At 69.0% G+C, this 18,972-nt stretch carries 15 protein-coding genes; 7 read left to right on the top strand and 8 right to left on the bottom strand.

The window, feature by feature from the left end; all coding sequences use genetic code 11:
- The first annotated feature begins 31 nt into the window (after positions 1-31).
- Both AB0J55_RS34610 and AB0J55_RS34605 read left to right on the top strand, forming a co-directional pair.
- On the top strand, positions 32-1,603 hold the full coding sequence (locus tag AB0J55_RS34610) for a glycoside hydrolase family 13 protein (RefSeq protein WP_364258303.1): 1,572 nt from the start codon (positions 32-34) through the stop codon (positions 1,601-1,603).
- Positions 1,604-1,687: 84 nt separating this feature from the next.
- Complete coding sequence (locus AB0J55_RS34605; RefSeq protein ID WP_364258300.1) at positions 1,688-2,197, top strand: GNAT family N-acetyltransferase; 510 nt, start codon at positions 1,688-1,690, stop codon at positions 2,195-2,197.
- Here the strand turns inward: AB0J55_RS34605 and AB0J55_RS34600 are convergent.
- Positions 2,187-3,521: a hypothetical protein gene (locus AB0J55_RS34600; protein WP_364258297.1), complete on the bottom strand. Its 1,335-nt coding sequence runs from the start codon at positions 3,519-3,521 to the stop codon at positions 2,187-2,189. The two genes, AB0J55_RS34605 and AB0J55_RS34600, sit on opposite strands and share 11 nt — an antisense overlap.
- Before the next feature lie 104 nt (positions 3,522-3,625).
- Between AB0J55_RS34600 and AB0J55_RS34595 the strand changes: the two genes are divergently transcribed.
- Positions 3,626-5,071: an ABC transporter substrate-binding protein gene (locus AB0J55_RS34595; protein ID WP_364258294.1), complete on the top strand. Its 1,446-nt coding sequence runs from the start codon at positions 3,626-3,628 to the stop codon at positions 5,069-5,071.
- Between the two features lie 53 nt (positions 5,072-5,124).
- Here AB0J55_RS34595 and AB0J55_RS34590 read toward each other — a convergent pair whose 3' ends face one another.
- A complete protein-coding gene (locus AB0J55_RS34590) occupies positions 5,125-8,544 on the bottom strand; it encodes an AAA family ATPase (RefSeq protein ID WP_364258291.1) in 3,420 nt (1,139 codons plus the stop codon).
- 150 nt (positions 8,545-8,694) lie between these two features.
- A complete protein-coding gene (locus tag AB0J55_RS34585) occupies positions 8,695-9,573 on the bottom strand; it encodes a LysR family transcriptional regulator (protein ID WP_364258288.1) in 879 nt (292 codons plus the stop codon).
- A gap of 70 nt (positions 9,574-9,643) precedes the next feature.
- Here AB0J55_RS34585 and AB0J55_RS34580 point away from each other — a divergent pair, with 70 nt between their 5' ends.
- The gene (locus AB0J55_RS34580; protein WP_364258285.1) at positions 9,644-10,651 is read left to right on the top strand and encodes an SDR family oxidoreductase; all 1,008 of its coding nucleotides are present in this window, start codon (positions 9,644-9,646) and stop codon (positions 10,649-10,651) included.
- Here AB0J55_RS34580 and AB0J55_RS34575 read toward each other — a convergent pair.
- Positions 10,648-11,382, bottom strand: coding sequence for an SDR family oxidoreductase (locus tag AB0J55_RS34575; protein WP_364258282.1), 735 nt, complete (start codon positions 11,380-11,382; stop codon positions 10,648-10,650). The genes AB0J55_RS34580 and AB0J55_RS34575 overlap by 4 nt on opposite strands.
- A gap of 21 nt (positions 11,383-11,403) precedes the next feature.
- On the opposite strand from AB0J55_RS34575, the gene AB0J55_RS34570 reads away from it, so the two are divergent.
- A complete protein-coding gene (locus AB0J55_RS34570) occupies positions 11,404-12,036 on the top strand; it encodes a class I SAM-dependent methyltransferase (protein ID WP_364258279.1) in 633 nt (210 codons plus the stop codon).
- A 52-nt stretch (positions 12,037-12,088) separates the two neighbouring features.
- Here AB0J55_RS34570 and AB0J55_RS34565 read toward each other — a convergent pair whose 3' ends face one another.
- Positions 12,089-13,996, bottom strand: a complete 1,908-nt coding sequence (locus AB0J55_RS34565; protein WP_364258276.1) for a S8 family serine peptidase — start codon at positions 13,994-13,996, stop codon at positions 12,089-12,091.
- A 513-nt stretch (positions 13,997-14,509) separates the two neighbouring features.
- On the opposite strand from AB0J55_RS34565, the gene AB0J55_RS34560 reads away from it, so the two are divergent.
- The gene (locus tag AB0J55_RS34560; protein WP_364258273.1) at positions 14,510-14,953 is read left to right on the top strand and encodes a GNAT family N-acetyltransferase; all 444 of its coding nucleotides are present in this window, start codon (positions 14,510-14,512) and stop codon (positions 14,951-14,953) included.
- Here AB0J55_RS34560 and lpdA read toward each other — a convergent pair.
- The 3 genes from lpdA to AB0J55_RS34545 all read right to left on the bottom strand — a co-directional run bounded on the left by lpdA (position 14,943) and on the right by AB0J55_RS34545 (position 17,657).
- Entirely contained in the window at positions 14,943-16,334 is a 1,392-nt protein-coding gene (lpdA, locus tag AB0J55_RS34555) for a dihydrolipoyl dehydrogenase (protein WP_364258270.1), read from the bottom strand. The two genes, AB0J55_RS34560 and lpdA, sit on opposite strands and share 11 nt — an antisense overlap.
- A gap of 79 nt (positions 16,335-16,413) precedes the next feature.
- A complete protein-coding gene (locus tag AB0J55_RS34550) occupies positions 16,414-17,175 on the bottom strand; it encodes a lysophospholipid acyltransferase family protein (RefSeq protein WP_364258267.1) in 762 nt (253 codons plus the stop codon).
- A gap of 77 nt (positions 17,176-17,252) precedes the next feature.
- Positions 17,253-17,657 (bottom strand): nitroreductase family deazaflavin-dependent oxidoreductase, encoded by a 405-nt coding sequence (locus tag AB0J55_RS34545; protein WP_364258264.1) that lies wholly within the window; start codon positions 17,655-17,657, stop codon positions 17,253-17,255.
- Between the two features lie 216 nt (positions 17,658-17,873).
- On the opposite strand from AB0J55_RS34545, the gene AB0J55_RS34540 reads away from it, so the two are divergent.
- Positions 17,874-18,914 carry a LacI family DNA-binding transcriptional regulator gene (locus AB0J55_RS34540; RefSeq protein WP_364258261.1) on the top strand — a complete coding sequence of 347 codons (1,041 nt, stop codon included), beginning with the start codon at positions 17,874-17,876 and terminating at the stop codon, positions 18,912-18,914.
- The last annotated feature ends 58 nt before the right edge of the window (positions 18,915-18,972 follow it).

Raw genomic sequence — 18,972 nt, 5'->3', positions numbered from 1 at the left:
TTTCCCGAAAACGACCAGGAGGGGCACTTTCGTGACCGACAAGACCGGCTGGTGGCGGAGCGCGGCGATCTACCAGGTGTACATCCGCAGCTTCGCGGACGGCAACGGCGACGGCGTCGGCGACCTCGCCGGCGTCCGCTCCCGGCTGGACCACCTGGCCGACCTGGGGATCGACGCGATCTGGTTCACGCCGTGGTACCCGTCCCCGATGGACGACGGCGGCTACGACGTCGCCGACTTCCGCGACATCGAGCCGTTGTTCGGCACCCTCGCCGAGGCGGAGGCGCTGATCGCCGAAGCCCACGCGCGGAACATCCGGGTGATCATCGACATCGTGCCCAACCACTGCTCCGACGAGCACCGCTGGTTCCAGGCCGCCCTCGAAGCGGGCCCGGGTTCGCCGGAGCGGCAGCGGTTCTGGTTCCGGCCCGGCCGCGGCCCGGACGGCAGCGAGCCGCCGAACAACTGGAAGTCCCGCTTCGGCGGGTCCGCCTGGACGCGGGTGCCGGACGGCGAGTGGTACCTGCACCTCTACAGCTCCCGCCAGCCCGACTTCAACTGGGACAACCCGGAAATCCGCACGGAGTTCGAGGACGTGCTGCGGTTCTGGTTCGACCGCGGGGTGGACGGCTTCCGCATCGACGTCGCCGACGGCCTGGTCAAGGACCCGCACCTGCCCGACGTCGACGACGACGACGAGACGCCGTTCTCCGACCAGGAGGGGCTGCACGAGATCTACCGCTCGTGGCGCAAGATCGCCGACAGCTACGGCGGCGAGCGCGTGCTGGTCGGCGAGATGTGGCTGCCGGACATGTCCCGTGCGGCGCGCTACCTGCGCCGTGACGAGCTGCACTCGGCGTTCAACTTCGACTTCCTGGTCTGCCCGTGGGATGCCGCGCGCTTCCGGGACGTCATCACGCGCACGCTGCGCGCGCACGACGAGGTCGGCGCCCCGGCGGCGTGGGTGCTGTCGAACCACGACGTCACCCGGCACGTCACGCGCTACGGGCGGCAGTCGGACACCGGCTTCAGCTTCGCGAACCGGCTGCACGAACTGCCGGTCGACCTCGAGCTGGGCACCCGGCGGGCGCGGGCGGCGGCGCTGCTGACGCTGGCACTGCCGGGCGGGCTGTACGTCTACCAGGGCGAGGAGCTGGGGCTGTGGGAGGTCCTGGACATCCCCGACGAGCTGCGGCAGGACCCGGTCTTCGCGCGCACCCGCGGCACCGACCCGGGCCGCGACGGCTGCCGCGTGCCGATCCCGTGGTCCGGGGCCGAGCCGCCGTTCGGGTTCGGTTCCGGCGGCGCCTGGCTGCCGCAGCCTGACTCCTGGCGCGACCACACGGCGGAGGCGGAATCGGCGGATCCGGCGTCGATGCTGTCGCTGTACCGAGACGGCCTGCGGCTGCGGCGATCCCTTCCCGGCGGCCCGCTCGAATGGCTGTCGCTGGGAGACGGCGTGCTGGCGTTCCGGACGGGGTTCACGTTCGCGTTGAACTTCTCGTCCTCGCCGGTCCCGCTTCCGCCCGGCGAGGTGCTGCTGGCCAGCGGGCCGGTCGACGGCGAGCTGCCGACCGACACGGCGGTGTGGCTGCGCTCCTGAAGCCGCCCCGGAGGCCGTCGCCGGCCCGGCGGCGGCCTCCGGAATCCGCTTGCCCGTGCCGCGGACATCGGGGAAGGTCGGGCGATGTCCTTGGTCGTCCCCGACGAGAGCTACCACGAGTCGTTCCTCGCCGCCCTGCACGAGTTCCAGCAAGCGGGTGAGGTCCCGGAGATCCGGCTCGGCGACGTCGCCGAGCCGGCGGCGTTCCGGGACTGGCTCGAGCACCTGCGCTGGGCCGGCCTGCTGGGCACGGCCCCGACCGTGCGGGACCGGACGCCCCACCGCATCTACTGGTGGGTCGAGGACGGGCAGTTCCTGGGCCGCGCCCGGCTCAACCTCCGCCTCACCCCGGAGCTGACCGAGTTCGGCGGCCACATCGGCTACGACATCCGCCCCACCGCGCGCGGCCGGGGCCACGCGACAGCGTTGCTGCGGGCCGTCCTGGACACCGCCCACGAGGCGGGCCTGGAGCGCGCGCTGCTGACCTGCGCCCCGGACAACCACGCCTCGCGGCGCGTGATCGAACGCAACGGCGGCGTGCTCGCCGACACCAGCCGGGCGGGGCGGCTGCGCTACTGGTGCGCTACTTCGTGAGCTGCAGGACGTCGACACCCCGGGTGTTGTCGGCCACGTAGACGTACTTCCCGTGCCAGTACGGCGCCCACGCGCTCGCGTCGCCCGGGCGGTAGTAGGCGATCTGCCGCGGGTTCGTCGGGTCGCTGACGTCGAGGAACCGCGTGCCCTGCGCGTAGAACGACTGCACCAGGATCTTGCCGCGGACGTCGAAGTAGTGCGCGGAGCAGTCGTCGGACGCCGGGTCGCTGCCCTCCTGGCCGTTGACGCCCCAGGTGCCGACGCTCTGCAGGCGGAACGGCTTTTCCGGCGTCGAGCGCCAGCCTTCGCCGTGGTAGGAGCCGGCCAGCGATGAGATCGTCAGGACGCCGTCGCCCGCGCAGCCGTCGACGAAGTTCTCCTCCGTCGCGTAGATCAGGTCCTGGCCGCGCCAGGCGCCGTCGCCGACGCGGTGGCCGGCCGGGTGGAAGCTGTTGTGCATGAACCGCGACGGGGCCGCGGTCTCGGCGATGCCGCCGCCGGCGTACGGGACCGGTTCGTGCGCGGTCGCGCGGCGGATCTTGTTCGTGAGCGGGTCGCGGTGGATCCCGGACGTCCAGTAGCCGCGGACACCGCCGCGGCCGGACACCCAGGCCACGCCGTTGTCGTCCACCTGGACGTCGTGCACGTAGTCGGTCTTGCCGTCGTTGCGGGCCAGCTCGATCGGCTGCGGGTTCACCTTCGGGTGCTTCGGGTCGCGGACGTCGGTGACCCAGATCGGGCGGCCGCCCCAGTCGGCCGGCTGGTCGTCGGCCTTCGCCGGGCCCCCGGTCCACAGGTACCGGCAACCGTCGACGCAGCTGGTGGTGTGGCCGGCCGGCACCTTCACGTAGCTGAGGATGGCCGGGGCCTCGGGCTTCGAGACGTCGACGACGTAGATGCCGGACTCGCCGGTGTGCGTGGTGCCGCCGTAGGCCCGCGGGTCGCGGGAGAGGAACACCAGCTTGCGGTCCTGGTCGACCTCGGTGTCCTCGGTTTCCCACAGCCCGGGCAGGCTGACCTGCCCGACGAGCTTGGGCGCGGCCGGGTTCTTCGTCAGGTCGTAGACCTTCAGCCCGAACTCGCCGGACACGACCATGACGTCGCGCCGGCCGTAGTCGAGGAAGTTGATCGAGATGGCGCCGGCGGCGTCGGGGACGTTGCCGACGGCCTTGACGTTCTTGATCGCGCCCGGGTCGCCCGGTGTCCGGGCGGCGGGGGTGGCGGGTTTGTCGTCCTCGCCGCAGGCGGCGGCCGGGAGCCCGGTCGCGACCAGCGTGGCGCTGACGGTGACGGCGGCGAAGCACGACCGCAACCAGGTGCGCACGCGAAACCTCCCAGAACGCTCCGAGCGTGACCTCCCGAACGGTACGACGGAGATCAACCGGACACAACCGTCTTTCGTTGCCTTCCGACTGATAAGACTTGCTCATGCGCTTGCTCGTCCTGCTCGCCGCCTCGGTCCTCGCCGTCACCGGCTGTTCCGGCGCCGATCCCGCCCGGCCCGGCGTGCTGTCCGTCGGCATCCGGGAGCCGGCGACGCTCCTGCCGGCCGACCTCGACGACCAGGCGGGCCGGCTGGTGACCAGCGCGTTGTGGACCCCGCTCGCCGACTACGACGCGGCGTCGGGCAAGGTCACCCCGCGCGCGGCGGCCTCGATCGAGAGCGCCGACCGGGTGCACTGGACGGTCAAGCTGCGGCCGGCGACGTTCCACGACGGCACCCCGGTCACCGCGCAGTCCTATGTGGACACCTGGCGGGCGATCGCCGCGGCGCAGTGGGTCTCGACGCCGGTGTTGACCAAGCTGCTGCGGGCCCGCGAGATCACGGCGACGGCCCCGGACACGATCGCGCTGACCCTCGACCGCCCGTCCGGCCAGGTGCCCGCGCTGCTGTCGGCGCCGGGCCTGGTCCCGCTGCCGGCGTCGGTGCTCGCCTCCCACGACTGGGACGGCTTCGCCAAGGCGCCGGTCGGCAACGGCCCGTACCGCCTCGACGGCGGCTGGCACCCCGGTTCGGGCGGCACCTTGAAGCGCGTCGGCGCCGGGAAGGCCGAGGAGATCGAGCTGCGGGTCGGCGAGCCGGCGGCCCAGTACGAGGCGGTGAAGGCGGGCACCCTCGACCTCGCGACCGAGGTCCCCGGCGCCCAGCACGAGGCGATGCACGGCGACTTCGCCGACCGCCACACGACGTGGGCCCTCCCGGAGGCGGGCTACCTGGCGTTCCCGGTGACGAACCCGCGCTTCGCCGACCCGACGGTCCGCCACGGTTTCGCGCTCGGCGTCGACCGCGCGGCGCTGGAGGCGGGCCCGCTGGCACACCAGGTCGACCCGGCCAAGGCCCTCCTGCCCCCGGCGGACGCCCCGGGCGAGCGGACGGGCACCTGCCGCCCCTGCAGCTTCGACGCGGCGGCGGGCAAGGCCCTCCTGAAGCAGGCGGCGTTCCCGGGCGGCGCGACCGTCTACTTCGGACCAGGCGCGGAGACGTGGACGCGGACCCTGGTGGTCGGGCTGCACAAGGCCCTGGACGTTTCCGTGACGGCCCAGGCCCGTCCGAACACCGGACAGCTGGATGGACCCTCCACAGTGGATGTAAAGCCGGCCAGCCCGAGCCCGTACGAGCTGCTGTCTCTCCTGGCTTCGGAGTCGGGCTACACCGACGAGGTATTCCGCCAGAACCTGGCCTTGGCCGACGCGGCGGCCACCCCGGAGGAGGCGGGCGAGCTGTACCGCCTGGCGGAGAACCAGCTGCTGCGCGACCTCCCGGTGGCCCCGTTGTGGTCCGGGCACGGTCACGCCGTGTGGGGCGCGCGCGTCCACGACGTCACGACGACGCCGTTCACCGGGCCGGTGCTGGCCGGGATCGGTGTGGCGTGACCTGGGAGCCCGCGTCACGCTCCAGCCCGGGTCGATCGCATCATGGAACTCATTCAATCAGCAATTGTCACGAAGGTCCGAGGGAATATTCTCAGTTCTTTCGAGCGGGCCAGATAACCTTCATGCGAGAGCTGAGAACTGAAGCCGTGCGCCAACTCACTCGACATTTCAGCAGTACTCAGCTGACGTAACGTGCGCCACCGATTTCTGATTTCGGCAAACAAGGCATTTCGACGTGTCGACACAGTCGCACCCGGGCGCTCCGCCAACCGCATCAGGAGCAAGAGCCCTCGATAGGGAGCATAGATTTCGGGATCTTGGAGCCATGGTATTTCCTGCAAGATCTCCGGACACGAGATCAAGGTGGACATCAAAGCGTACGCATCAAGGGCATGACGCGGCAATAGTTCAATGAGGACACACGCCTCCTCCTGATCGAATCCCAGCGCGAACTGTTTTAGGAGCGACGCCGCAAGATCGGGAACCCGAAGATCGAAAACCTCGATACCCTCAGAGGCTCCAGCGATTCGCTGGGGGAGAATGAATGAACTCGCCATCGTACCGATCTCTGAAATCGACACCCGGCCAGCAAGAACAGCAAGAAGGCTGGTTTCGACCGAGGCAAACTCGCTCACGTGCCGCAATAATGCGTTCCGCAAATCAACACTGGAAGCAAGGTCTGGATACATTCGTGCAGAATCCAGGTCGAGTTGCGCTTTTGACCGATACGTCAGAGGGCGCAACCGATCCACCAATGCGATCGCCGAAGGGTTCACCTGCGGGATCCTCACCTCAAAAAACCTGGTGTTTACATGGAGCTCACTTCCAGCTTTGATGAATTCAGCAAGTAGGCTCTCATTTCTAAGCAGAGCGTACTTGATCTCTCGTTGTACTTCATAGCCGATTTTCTCACCCGCCTGAATGGTAAGACTTCCAGCCTTCAGAACAAGAAGAGAAAGAACGGATTCCCAGCCGCCCGGGTCTAAGCCGGCCTTCCACAACGCCAATTGAGAACTCCACTGACGAAGACTGTCGCCCGTCGGCCACAATTCAACAATGGGCACGTCACCGGCTGGCTCGACAAGGACCCGAAGTAGCGTCAGATTCGCCGAGTAGGTGGCCAGTTCTCGAACCCTGTCTACCGGCGAGGGCTCATACTTGGCGAATTTATCCGTGCCATGACGCCTGCGGAAGCAGGTGATCAGAGTCTGCAAGACTTGTGTTACTTGCCGGCGTTCATCAACGTCCACTGTATCAAAAATATCTCTTATGAAGCGCAGAATCGGCGTGCGCTCTGCAATGCATTGATGCGACAGAACCGCAAGCAGCAGATCGTCGTCGGGCTCCCGCAGGCCGCGTCGAGATATCGAGCTCGTGGCAGTATCGCGAAGAATCTCCACTATCTCCCTGGCGGTCAAATATTCACCGAAGGTGGCATGCAAGAACTCGTAGGTGTGCTGCTTACTACGGTCACCCACCGAGCTCTGGGCTGTATGGATGAAGAAAAATTGACCGACAAGCACACGACCCGCATCAGCAGGACGAAGGGGATGACCGGTCGTCGGGCTGAGCACCGCGAGATCCTCACCCAACTCGATATCGGTGATATGTTGACGTCCTCGGTTGAACATACCAAGAGCCGCTACGGATAAACGATGAATCTGCCCTCTGACAAAGGCAGCCAATTCCTCTTTTCCCAGGTACGCAGATTTGCTGGCTTCACGCTCGGCGAACTTGTCGATCAGCCGTTGATACAGGGCCGTCTGCGACAGACCCCGATCTATAGGAGGCACGTCACTGTCTGCCGAGTACAACGCAATCATCAAAAGCAACAGGGGCTGCCGAGCCAACTCGACCGCATGAGCAGATTGCGCAGTCAACTCCCTCATCATGCCGCGGGCGATTGCATCCCCATTCGCCCTATTCCAAACAAGCCTCCACCGTTCGATCTGCGCGTCCGTGAACTCTTCAAGCTTGACGACGGCGACGCCGTTCGGGATTTCGACCTGGTCGACAACAACCGTTCGCGACGTGACCATGACAGCCACCGGTTTGCCCTGCGCCAATTCCAGTCGCTGGAATTCAGCGACCTCGTGCAGGAAAGACCTCCGGCTGATGTTACTGGCCTGCAGGAGCTCGTCGAGCCCGTCAAGCAGCACGACTCGCACGGTTTCGCAACTCTGTTCCGTCAGAGCTTCCCATCCCACGCGTTCGTGCGTGACCAGATCCAGCCCCTGCTGAATCTGACGGTAGATTGGCGCATCCGCTGTCACGTGGCGCAGCGGAACGTGCACCGTGGTGAACGAATCACCCGGCAGGCGAGCAGCGAGCACTTTGCTCAACATACTCTTACCCGCACCGGGATGACCCAAGAGGAGGATGGGCAGACGCCTCGACTCCGGCGACAGGAAGTGAGCCACCAGACGGATGTCAAGGTCGTCGTGAACCTCCCGCTCTTCCCACCATGACTCCCCGGAAACAGGCATGCCCGGTGCAAATCTAGCGATACGGTATCTTGGCTCCAGGTAGATGTCCCGAATTGGGGGAAAAACTATGCCGCCACCGGACAGCACCTCACTGGTGTCAACCGGAAGGATCGGCGAATCCAAATTCGAAATCGCGGCCCGTCTGACGACATCGACCAGAATCCGACAGCGTTCATCGACAAGCCCTGTTGCCGCGGTCAGGATCGACTGCAATCTGGAGAGTGCACGCGACTGTTCACTCAGAGCCTCACGGAACTCCACCTGAAGGCTATCCACCTTCACCTGAGTGGCGCCGTGTTCCCCAACCAGTGACCACACAAAAAAATCAGGCACCTTCGCCGCTAGTTCATAGTAGCGCGACTCATATCTCCGACGAGCAGTCTCGGTCAGCGAATCGAGGTTCAACTTGATGGACCCGCCCGTATTGAGCCGCTCGCAGAAGTCATAGATACGTGCTGCCGTGCCTCCTTGCCAGGAAGCCACTTCAACGAGATTCTCATGGAAGCTTTTACTGGCCGAAGGAATGGGAACTTCCATACCAAGCAGAGCGTCCACCAAATTGACGCACTTCGCCGATAGGTCGTCATCCAGAAGTTCGGACTGCGCCTGCGAACTCGCCTTCAAAGGTTGGAAGTACGTTTTGTCGACTCGTTCACGGAATACTTCCATCAACGAGCTGATGACGAGAACCGTGTGCGCCGCAGCAATGAGGTCCGCACGCTCGGTGCCCCGCGCCCGGAAACGGCGACCAGCCACCACGTCCAACAAACTTCGGATCAACATCGTTGCTTCATTTTTTTGATCGACCCACCCCCACAGAGCCGCCACGGCCAGCAGCGGCCCTGCAACGGGCGCCCCCAAAGCCACCGCGCCACTGGCGATGATCGCGCCACCCAGCAATTTATCGATCTTCGCCAGAGTGGCGTGTTCGTGATGCCCGAGGATCCCCAGAGCACCACGAAACGTCATGGCCGGAATCAGGGGCATCTGCCCTCCCGAGCTGTCGACAAGATCATAGATTGTACAACATACGCAAATTCGCCGGGTCGGTGCAATCGCCCCGGGAGCCCGATCTTTCTACTTCATCGAGGTGGACGGGAAGGGCGCCGCACCGGCGCGCGAACAAGCGGCGGCTCCTCAGACGGCGGCGTACCCGGCCAGGGTCTCGATGAACGCCGTGGTCAGCGGGTCCGGAGCCGCGCGGGTGTAGGCGGCCAGGACCCGGCGGACCGGCACCGCCGGCCGCAGCACCCGGCCGTCGAACCGAGCCGGGAGGACGTTCGCCGGGACCAGGGCCGGGCCGAGGCCCGCGGCGGCGAGGATCGGCGCGGCCGCCGTCTGCTCGGTGCGGACCGCCGCGCGGGGCCGGAAGCCCGCCGCCGCGCACGCCGCGTCGACCAGCTCGGCCAGGCCGTTGCCGGGGGCGTAGTGGACCCACGCGCAGTCCGCCAGCGTCGCCAGGTCGACCACGCCGGTCGCGTCGTCCTCCGAAGCGCCGTCCGACGGGAGCACGACGACGAACTCCTCGGTGCCCAGCTCCCGCACCGGCCCGGCCCAGTCGCCGGGGCGCGGGCCGAGCGCGACGTCGGCCTCGCCCGCGGCCATCGCCTCGCGCAGCTCGTCGGCGTGCCGGAACTCGATGAGCCGGACGTCGACCTCGGGCCGGTCGCGCCGCCACACGCGCAACGCGGGCGGCAGCACGCCGAGGCTCATCGAGTAGACGGCCGCGACCTGCAGCTCGCCCGCCGTCGTCCCGGACGCGAGCCGGGCGGCGCAGCGCGCGCGTTCGGCGTCGGCCAGTGCAGCGCGGGCGTGCGGCAGCATCGCCCGGCCCATCGGCGTCAGCCGGACCGCGCGGGGCAGCCGTTCGAGCAGCGGGCCGCCGAGGCTGCGTTCGAGGGCCCGCATCTGGTGCGACAACGCGGGCTGCGTGACGTGCAGCTGCTCGGCGGCGCGGGTGAACGACCCCGTGTCGACCACCGTGACGAGGTACTCCAGCTGCCGAAGACTGGCCATGAACACAGCTTATCGACTTGGTGACAAGCAAGCCTTGGACTTATCGATTAGCCGGACCGAACCTGGAGTCATGGAACGCAAGACAGCACTGGTCGCCGGAGCGAACGGGATCATCGGCCGCACCCTCACCGAACACCTGCGCACGAGCGGCTGGGACGTCACCGGCCTCTCGCGGCGCGGCGGCCCGGGCACGATCGCCGTCGACCTCCTCGACCCGGCCGACACCCGCGCGAAGCTCGCCCCGCTGACCGCGGCGACCCACCTCTTCTACGCCGCCTACCAGGACAAACCGACGTGGGCGGAGCTCGTCCCGCCGAACCTGGCGATGCTGACGAACCTCGTCGAAGCCGCGCCGCCCGGCTTGGAGCACGTCAGCCTGATGCAGGGCTACAAGGTGTACGGCGCGCACCTCGGGCCATTCAAGACTCCGGCCCGCGAGACCGACGCCGGGCACATGCCGCCCGAGTTCAACGTCGACCAGCAGCAGTTCCTCGAACGGCGGGCGGGCTCCTGGACGTGGTCGGCGATCCGGCCGTCGGTGGTCGGCGGCACGGCACTGGGCAACCCGATGAACCTCGCGCTGGTGATCGCGGTGTACGCCTCGATCTCGAAGGAACTCGGGCTCCCCTTGCGTTTCCCGGGCAAGCCGGGCGCGTACGACCGCCTGCTGGAGATGACCGACGCGGGCCTCCTGGCCTCGGCGACGGTCTGGGCGACCGGCCACGAAGGCGCGTTCAACATCGCGAACGGCGACCTGTTCCGCTGGCGCGAGCTGTGGCCGAAACTGGCGGCGTACTTCGGCCTCGAAGTCGCGCCGCCGCTGCGGATGTCGCTGGCGGAGGTGATGGCGGACAAGGGTCCACTGTGGACATCGATGGCGGAACGCCACGGGCTCTCGGCCTCCTACGCGGAGGTTTCGACGTCCTGGGCATTCGCCGACTTCGTGTTCGGCTGGGACTACGACATGTTCGCGGACACGTCGAAGGCGCGGCGGGCCGGGTTCCACGAGTACGTCGAGACGGAGCAGATGTTCTACCGGCTGTTCGACGAGTTCCGGAAAGCGCGGGTGATCCCCTAGCCGCGGCCGATGAACGGCATGGTGGTCGCCGTAACGGTCAAGAACTGGACGTTCGCGTTGAGCGGCAGCCCGGCCATGTACCGCACCGCGTCGGCCACGTGCCGGACGTCGAACGTCGGCTCGGCCACCACCCGGCCGTCCGGCTGGGGGATGCCGGCCGCCATCCGTTCGGTCATCTCGGTGGCCGCGTTGCCGATGTCGATCTGGCCGCAGGCGACGTTCCAGGCGCGGCCGTCCAGGGAGATCGACCGGGTCAGGCCGGTGACCGCGTGCTTGGTCGCGGTGTACGCGACGCTCGCGGGCCGCGGGACGTGCGCCGAGATCGAGCCGTTGTTGATGATCCGGCCGCCGCGGGGGTCCTGGTCCTGCATCAGCCGCACCGCCTGGCGGGCGCAGAGGAACATGCCGGTCAGGTTGACGTCGACGGTCCGCTTCCAGTCCTCGACGGACAGGTCGGCGACCGTCCCGCCCGCGGAAATCCCGGCGTTGTTGACCAGGAGGTCGAGCCGTCCCCAGCGGTCGCGCACGGTTCCGAAGAGGGCTTCGACCGATTCTTCGTCGGACACGTCAGTGGGCACGGCGAGCGCGTTGCCGAAGCCCGACGCGGTTTCCTCCAGCGCCGAAGCGCGCCGGCCGGCCAAGGCGACGCGGTAGCCGTCTTCCAGGAGCGCGCGGGCCACCGCGCGTCCGATGCCCGAACCCGCGCCGGTGACCACCGCCGTCTTCGCCATCGTTCCTCCTAGACTGCCCGCATGGGACTTCGCGAGAGCTTCCAGGCCGGGCTGGCCCGGCAACTCGGCCACCCTAACGGCCTGCGGGGGCGCATCGTCGGCGCGATGCTCAACCGCCGGAACCGGGCGGCGGTCGTGCGGGCGGTCGCCGCGCTGCGGCCCGGCGGCACCGAAACCGCCCTGGACATCGGCTTCGGCGGCGGGCTGGGCCTGTCCCTGCTGCTGCGGGAGGCCGGCGAAGTCCACGGCGTGGACATCTCCGTGACGATGCTCGAGCGCGCCCGCAAGACGTTCCGCCGGGAGATCGCCGCGGGCCGGCTGGTGGTGCACGAAGGCTCGATGACGGCGCTCCCCCTGGCCGCCGCCTCGGTCGACGCGATCGTCTCGACGAACACCATCTACTTCGTCGACGACCTCGACGCCGCCCTCACCGAGGTCGCCCGGGTGCTGCGGCCGGGCGGCCGGTTCGTGCTCGGCATCGGCGATCCGGAGGCGATGAACCGGGCCGAGATGCTGACCCGCAACGGTTTCCGGATCCGTCCCCTGGAGCACGTCGAGGCCGCGCTGGCTCGCGCCGGGCTGGAGGTACGGGCCCACGAGCGGCTCGCCGGCCGCGGGCTCGGCTTCCACCTCCTGGTCACCGGCCGCCCCTGACGGAAACGGCCCGGCGAGCGCGGTGCTCGCCGGGCCGTCCGGTGCGGGGACGTTACCTGGGCTGAACGCCCAGCGCGGCCAGTGCCGGGCCGGCCATGATCACGCCGTTGCCGGTCACCGTGTCGAAGCCCGGGGTGCCGAGGTCGATCGCCGACGACACCAGGGCCGTGCGGATCTGGGCCGGGGTGGCCGTCGGCTTGCCGGACAGCAGCAGGGCTGCGATGGCCGCCGCGTGCGGGGCCGCCGCCGACGTGCCGAAGAACGGCTGGAAGCCGGTCACCGACGTCGCCACGCCGTCCGCCGCGGTGATGTCCGGCTTGCTGCGGACCGTGCCGCCGGTCGAGGACACGTTGCCCGGGGTGATCGCGGTGCCGTCCGCGTTGTAGAACAGGCGGCGCTTGCCGTCGGAGGAGAAGCGCTCCCACTTGCTCGACGCGGTGAACAGGCCGGGGTACGGGCCCGCCGGGTTGGCCGGGTCACCGGTCTCCAGGGGACGGCTGAACGCGCCCGCCGCCGGGGCCGCCGCGACGCTGAACGCGTTGGCCGCGGCCGAGTGGCCGTTCGTGACGCCGTTGGTGCTGAACGCCTTGAGCGAGCCCGAAGCCACGAACCGGCCGCGGATGACGTTCAGCGCGATGAACCGGTCGGCGCCGCTGTACTTGACGACCGCGACCTTGTAGCCCGAGCCGGTGGTCGGCACGCTCGCGATCTCGTACGGGTTCTGCGAGCCGGACTGCGCGTTCTCGCTCGACGCCACGACGCTGCCCGAGGAGTTCAGGATGAACAGGTCGTAGTCGTTGGCGGACTTGCCCCACGGGTCGGACCAGAACAGCGTCACCGGCTTGCCGAGCGAGCCCGCCGAAAGCGCGTCGAAGTTCTGCGTGGTGCTGCTGGGGTCGAAGTCGTGCGGCGTGCCGGTGACGCCGCTGATCTTCGCCGAAGACGCGCGGAAGTCGCCCTCGTAGTAGCCGCTGGTGCCGTCGGTCGCGTTGCCCGAGTTGCCGGCCGAGGAGAAGTAGAGGACGCCGGCCGCGGTCACGTCGTTGACCGCCTGCGCGACCTGCGTGTCCTGGAACGGCGACTCGTCGAAGTAGGAGACGTCGTCGACGATGATCTGGCAGTTGCCGGTGGTGCGCAGCGCGCGGATGTTCGCGGCGAAGCTGGCTTCGCTCGTGAAGGCGGTGGCGAAGCCGAGGGTCGCGTTCGGCGCGAGGTCGTGGATGATCTCGAGCATCGCGGTGCCCTCGTCGCCGCTGCCCTTCTGGCCGGACAGGACGTCCACCGCGGGCAGCTCGCCGGCGCTCTGGGACTTCGCCAGGGAGTCGACGCCGTCGGAGAGCACGCAGACCTTGATGCCGGAGCCGCTGACGCCGTAGGTGGCGCGGGCGGCGTCGGCGCCGTGCGCCTTGTCCCCTTCGGACACCTGCGTCGCGGCGACGGCCGCCTTGACGGCCGCGGGCGCGCCGGCGTCGCGGTTGCCCGGCTCACGCCAGGTCGTGGCCTGCGCGGCGGGCTTCACCTCGACGACGTCGGCACGGCCGGCGATCGTGTCCAGGGCCGACAGCGGCAGGTCGGCGCGGACGGCACCGTCCGGCGAGGCGAAGCGGACGGTGCCGCCGGCCGCCTTGACGGCGTTGGCGACGCCCTGGTCGCGGGAGGAGATGTCGACCGCGACGGTGCCGGCGGAGCTCACGCCGACGCCCGAGCGGTAGTCGGGCAGCTTCGCGGCCAGCGACCGGTCGGCCCGCAACCGCTTCTCGACGACCAGCTGGCTCGATTGCTTGCGCTCCGCGGGGCTCAGGGTCTTCTTGATGCTCTGCAGTGCGCTGATGCCCGCCTCGGTGCGCGCGGCCGCGGCGTCCACGCTGGACGGCTGTGCCGCCGAAACCCCGGTCGTCAGCAGCAGGGTGCCGACCGTCAGCGGAACCGCGTGCGCGGCGACCCGGCTGAATCTCACCATCGATGTCTCCCTGTGGTACTCGGCCACTCGACCGAATGACACCCAACCGGGTGTAATGGGGAGAATCTAAGGAGCGACCGACCCGGATTCCAGCGACCAAAGTCGGGAAGACCCTGGGGTCCACATGCTGGAACGATCAGGGGAACGTGAGAATTGTTTCTCCCCGGCCGTGCGCGGTCTCGATTTCGCGGTGGGCGGCTCCGGCAGGTCGAGGACGCGGAGCACTTCGGGCTCGCCGAACTCGGTGGACGCAACGGCATTCACGGCGCCGGCCTGATCCTTCGAGTCACCTCGAAGCGGGCAAGTCTTCGCAGGCGTCGGCGACCGCGGACGACCCGGTCTTCCGCGGCTCAGCTGCAGCCCGAGCCCGTGGGCCCGCGGCAGCAGCTCGACGAGCCCTTCGTTGCGCGCCAACGTTTCCCGGAGCCGGTCGCGGTCCGTCATGCCGCCATCGTAGGCCCGGCACGGGCCCGCGGACGGAAACTGTCGGTGCCCTGCCGTACCGTCCGCGGCATGGCAGACATCGAGATCCGCCGCGCCACTCCCGCGCAGGCCGGCGCGTTGACGGCCCTGGTGCGGGCTTCCTCGGCCTACCAGGGCGAGTACGCGTCCATTTTGGACGGCTACACGATCACCCCGGCCTACGTCGAAACCAACCCGGCGTTCACCGCCACCGGTGACGGGCTCCTCGGCTTCTACGCACTCGTGGAAGCCGAGCTCGACCTGCTCTTCGTGGCCGACGAGGCGCAGGGGCTCGGCGTCGGCGCCCGCCTGATCGCGCACATGCTGGCCGAAGCCCGCCGGCGGGGGCTGGCGAGCGTGCGCGTCGTCTCGCACCCGCCCGCACTGGCCTTCTACCTGCGGATGGGGGCGCGGCGCACCGGCACGATCCCGGCGAAACCCCCGAAGGTCCGCTGGGAACGGCCGGAGCTCCGCTTCGACGTCCCTACATGTTGATCATGTGCCCGGCGAGGCCGTGGACGGCCTCCTTCACCGCTTCGCCCAGCGTCGGGTGGGCGTGCACGTTGCGGGCCACCTCGTGCACCGTCAGGTCCCACTGCTGGGCCAGCGTCAGCTCCGGCAGCAGCTCCGTCACGTCCGGGCCGATCAGGTGGCCGCCGATCAGCTCGCCGTACTTCGCGTCGCTGATCAGCTTGACGAAGCCGCCCGCGTCGCCGAGGCCCTGGGCCTTGCCGTTGGCCGTGAAGGGGAACTTCGCCACCTGGACGTCGTAGCCCTTCTCGCGGGCCTGCTCCTCCGTCCAGCCGAAGCTGGCGATCTGGGGCTGGCAGTAGGTCGCGCGCGGGATCATCGGGAAGTCGAGTTCCATCGTCTCGGCGCCCGCGATCGTCTCCGCCGCCACCACGCCCATCGACTCCGACGCGTGCGCCAGCATCAGCTTCGCCGTCACGTCGCCGATCGCGAAGATGTGCTCGACGTTCGTGCGGCCGCGGCCGTCCACCGCGATCGCGCCGCGCTCGGTCAGGGCCACGCCCGTCTTCTCCAGGCCGTAGCCTTCGACGCGGGGCTGGAAGCCGATCGCCTGCAGGACCTTGTCCGCGGAAAGGACCTGCTGCCCGTTCTTTTCCGAAGACACCGTCACCTGCACCGAGGAACCGGAGTCGTCGATCGACTCGACGCGGGTCGACGTCAGCACCTTGATGCCCAGCTTGCGGTAGCGGCGCGCGAGTTCCGCCGACACCTCGGCGTCCTCCAGCGGCACCATCCGGTCCAGGAACTCGACGATCGTGACGTCGACGCCGTAGTTGTGCAGCACGTAGGCGAACTCGACGCCGATCGCGCCCGCGCCGGCGATCACGATGCTCGACGGCAGCTCGCTCGACAGGATCTGCTCTTCATACGTCACCACGCGGGAGCTGCGCGAGGTCCCCGGCAGCAGCCGCGTGGTCGCGCCGGTCGCGATGATGCAGTGATCGAACGTCACCTGCGCACCGTTCACCTCGAGGGTGTGGTCGTCGACGAAGGTGCCGTGCCCGTCGAACTCGGTGATCTTGTTCTTCTTCATCAGGAAGTGCACGCCCTTGACGCGCCCGTCGGCGACCTTCCGGCTCCGCTCGTAGGCGGCCGTGTAGTCGACCTTGATCGGACTGTCGGAGGAGATGCCGAAGGCCTTCGCCTCCTGGGTCACCACGTGCGCCAGCTCGGCGTTGCGCAGCAGCGCCTTCGACGGGATGCACCCGACGTTCAGGCAGACGCCACCCCAGTACTTCTCCTCGACCACCGCGGCGCTCAGCCCCAGCTGGGACGCGCGGATCGCCGCGACGTAGCCGCCCACTCCGGCCCCCAGCACGACGACATCAAAGTGTTGTGCACTCATGCCTCGAAACTACCCCTTTGAGCAGGGCCGGGCGGGGTGACCCGGGCCTCACGCACCCCGCTCGGAGCCCCGACGGTTTTCAGGCCGCGACCGGACGCTCCTCGCCGCGGATGCCTTCCAGCAGCGACGTCACCGCGCCCATGATCCGCGCGGTCGCTTCCTCCAGCACCTCGCGGGTGAGCGGGCGGTCGCGCAGGTCCGACAGGTCGACCGGCGGCCCGGCGACCAGCTCGACGGTCTTGCGCGGCAGCACCCGCGGGAACTTCGCCGTCGACGGCAGCAGGTGGTGGGTGCCCCAGTTGGCCACCGGGACCACCGGGGCACCGGTCTCCAGCGCGGCCCGCACGATGCCCGTCTTGCCGCGCATCGGCCAGCCGTCCGGGTCGTTCGAGAACGTGCCTTCCGGGAACACCGCGACGCACTCGCCGGCCCGCACCGACGTGACCAGGTCGCGGTAGGCCTCCGCCGCCGTCGCCGCGCCGCGGTACACCGGGATGTGGCGCCCCGAGCGCATCACGCGGCCGACCACCGGCAGCTTCCACAGGGACGCCTTGGCCAGGTAGCGCGGCACGCGGCCGGCGGCGAGGCAGAACGCCGTCAGCGTCGTCGGGTCGGCGAACGACAGGTGGTTCGACGCCACCAGCACGCCGCCGGTCTTCGGGATGTGGTGCGAGCCGCGCACCCGGAACCGGGTCGTCTGGACCAGGAACTGCCAGACCACCTCGATGGCGAAGCTGTACCAGGCGCCCCGGCCGGCGCGGGCGAAGCGCCGGCCGTAGGCGATCATCTGGCGTCGGGTGAGCAGCTCACCTTCGGTGTCCAGGGCGGTCCAGCGGTCCATAGCTGTCATTCGTAGCCCACGGCCGGCCGGATCGGCCCCTCCCCGCGCCGAACGCGGCGCAGATCACAGGACTAATTTCAGAGCCGCTCGAGCACCACGACGGGGATCTCACGATCCGTCTTCTTGGCGTACTCGTTGTAATCCGGCCAGACGGCGGCGAGCTTCTCCCACAGCTTCGCGCGCTCCTCGCCGGAGGTCGTGCGGGCGCGGGCTTTGAACTTGTCCGCCTTGACCTGCACGCCGACCTCGGGGTGCTCGACGAGGTTGAAGTACCAGCCGGGGTGGTTCGGCGCGCCGCCCTTGGAGGCCACGATCACCGGGTTCCCGTCGACTTCCTGGTAGATCAGGGCGAACTTGCGCTCCTGCCCGGTCTTGCGGCCCTTCGTGGTCAGCACCAGCGTCGGCACGCCGTCCTTCCAGTCGTGGCCGACCTCGCCGTCGGTTTCCTCGTAGCGGCGGACGTGTTCGTCACCGAACAACATGCGTGGTTCCTTTCGCAGTCGGCATCAGTGGCGGGCTCACCACTTGAAGGTTCTCCTTGTTTGCAACACACACGCCCCGGCCGATCTTCCCGCCACATTCACTCGTTCGGGGGAGGTCCCCCGAGCAGCGGCTTCTCGGGACACACCCTCCTCCCAGTAGATTGCACCGACCGAGCACACCGAGACACTCGAGACCGACTCTTGGAGGAGCCAGCCATGAAGGCCCGGCCGCACGTGACACTGGAAGACGTGGCACGCAGCGCGAACGTCTCGCTCGCAACGGCGTCGCGGGTGCTCAACGGCACCGCTTCCGTCCGCGCCGACCTGCGGGAGCGGGTTTCCGCCGCCGCGGCCGAACTGGCCTACGCCCCCAACGCGCACGCCCAGGCGCTCGCCGGCGGCACCCACCGCACGGTCGGCGTGATCTGCCACGACGTCAGCGACCCGTACTTCGCCGCGATCGCGGGCGGGGTGATGCGGGTGGCCACCGACAACGGGCTGCTCGTGATGCTCGCCGGCACGTTCCGCGACCCGGACCGCGAAGTCGCCTACGTCTCGACGTTGCGCGCGCAGCGGGCGGCGGCGATCCTGCTGATCGGTTCGGCGTTCGAGGACCGGGCGTGGGAACGCGCGATGGCCGCCGAGCTGGAGCCCTACCGCCGCGGCGGCGGGCAGGTCGCCGCGGTCAGCCGCCACCGCGGGCTCAAGATCGACACTGTGCAGCCGGACAACAAGGGCGGCGCCGCGGCGCTGGCGAAGGAACTGGTCGGCCTCGGCCACAAGCGGTTCGCCGTGCTGGCCGGGCCGCGGCGGCTGAGCACCGTGATCGACCGGCTGGCCGGCTTCTCCGGCGAGCTCGCCGCGCACGGCATCGAACTGCGCGAAGAGGACGTCGTCGAGGCCGCGTTCAGCCGCGACGGCGGGTACGAGGCCACGAAGCGGCTGCTCGCCGGCCGCCGGCGCAAGCTGCCGACGTGCCTGTTCGCCGTCACCGACGTGATGGCGATCGGCGCGCTGACGGCGTTGCGCGAGGAGGGCCTGTCCGTGCCCGGCGACATCTCGGTGGCCGGCTTCGACGACATCCCGGTGGTCCGCGACCTGGCCCCGGCGCTGACCACGGTCCGGCTGCCGCTGGAGGAACTCGGCGAACGCGCGATGGACCTGGCGATGAAGGGCTCGGCGGGTGCCCGGCCGCGGACGGTCCGGCTGTCCGGCGAGGTCGTCCTGCGCGAAAGCACCGCCCGCCCCAAGCGCTGACCCGGCCAGGGCCTTGTCGAGCTCCGGGACAGGCCCTACCGTGGGTTGAGAAAGCGCT

This window comes from Amycolatopsis sp. NPDC049688 (assembly GCF_040674975.1).
Classification (GTDB): domain Bacteria; phylum Actinomycetota; class Actinomycetes; order Mycobacteriales; family Pseudonocardiaceae; genus Amycolatopsis.
Note: the sequence above shows the minus strand (reverse complement) of the source record. Positions and strands in the feature narration are given on the sequence as shown.

Bases quoted from the DNA above. Each gene is read 5' to 3' on its own strand.
- AB0J55_RS34550 (WP_364258267.1), bottom strand. From the start codon at position 17,175: ATGGACCGCTGGACCGCCCTGGACACCGAAGGTGAGCTGCTCACCCGA.
- AB0J55_RS34590 (WP_364258291.1), bottom strand. From the start codon at position 8,544: ATGCCCCTGATTCCGGCCATGACGTTTCGTGGTGCTCTGGGGATCCTC.
- AB0J55_RS34585 (WP_364258288.1), bottom strand. From the start codon at position 9,573: ATGGCCAGTCTTCGGCAGCTGGAGTACCTCGTCACGGTGGTCGACACG.
- AB0J55_RS34595 (WP_364258294.1), top strand. From the start codon at position 3,626: ATGCGCTTGCTCGTCCTGCTCGCCGCCTCGGTCCTCGCCGTCACCGGC.
- AB0J55_RS34605 (WP_364258300.1), top strand. From the start codon at position 1,688: ATGTCCTTGGTCGTCCCCGACGAGAGCTACCACGAGTCGTTCCTCGCC.
- lpdA (WP_364258270.1), bottom strand. From the start codon at position 16,334: ATGAGTGCACAACACTTTGATGTCGTCGTGCTGGGGGCCGGAGTGGGC.
- AB0J55_RS34580 (WP_364258285.1), top strand. From the start codon at position 9,644: ATGGAACGCAAGACAGCACTGGTCGCCGGAGCGAACGGGATCATCGGC.
- AB0J55_RS34545 (WP_364258264.1), bottom strand. From the start codon at position 17,657: ATGTTGTTCGGTGACGAACACGTCCGCCGCTACGAGGAAACCGACGGC.
- AB0J55_RS34570 (WP_364258279.1), top strand. From the start codon at position 11,404: ATGGGACTTCGCGAGAGCTTCCAGGCCGGGCTGGCCCGGCAACTCGGC.
- AB0J55_RS34575 (WP_364258282.1), bottom strand. From the start codon at position 11,382: ATGGCGAAGACGGCGGTGGTCACCGGCGCGGGTTCGGGCATCGGACGC.
- AB0J55_RS34560 (WP_364258273.1), top strand. From the start codon at position 14,510: ATGGCAGACATCGAGATCCGCCGCGCCACTCCCGCGCAGGCCGGCGCG.
- AB0J55_RS34565 (WP_364258276.1), bottom strand. From the start codon at position 13,996: ATGGTGAGATTCAGCCGGGTCGCCGCGCACGCGGTTCCGCTGACGGTC.
- AB0J55_RS34540 (WP_364258261.1), top strand. From the start codon at position 17,874: ATGAAGGCCCGGCCGCACGTGACACTGGAAGACGTGGCACGCAGCGCG.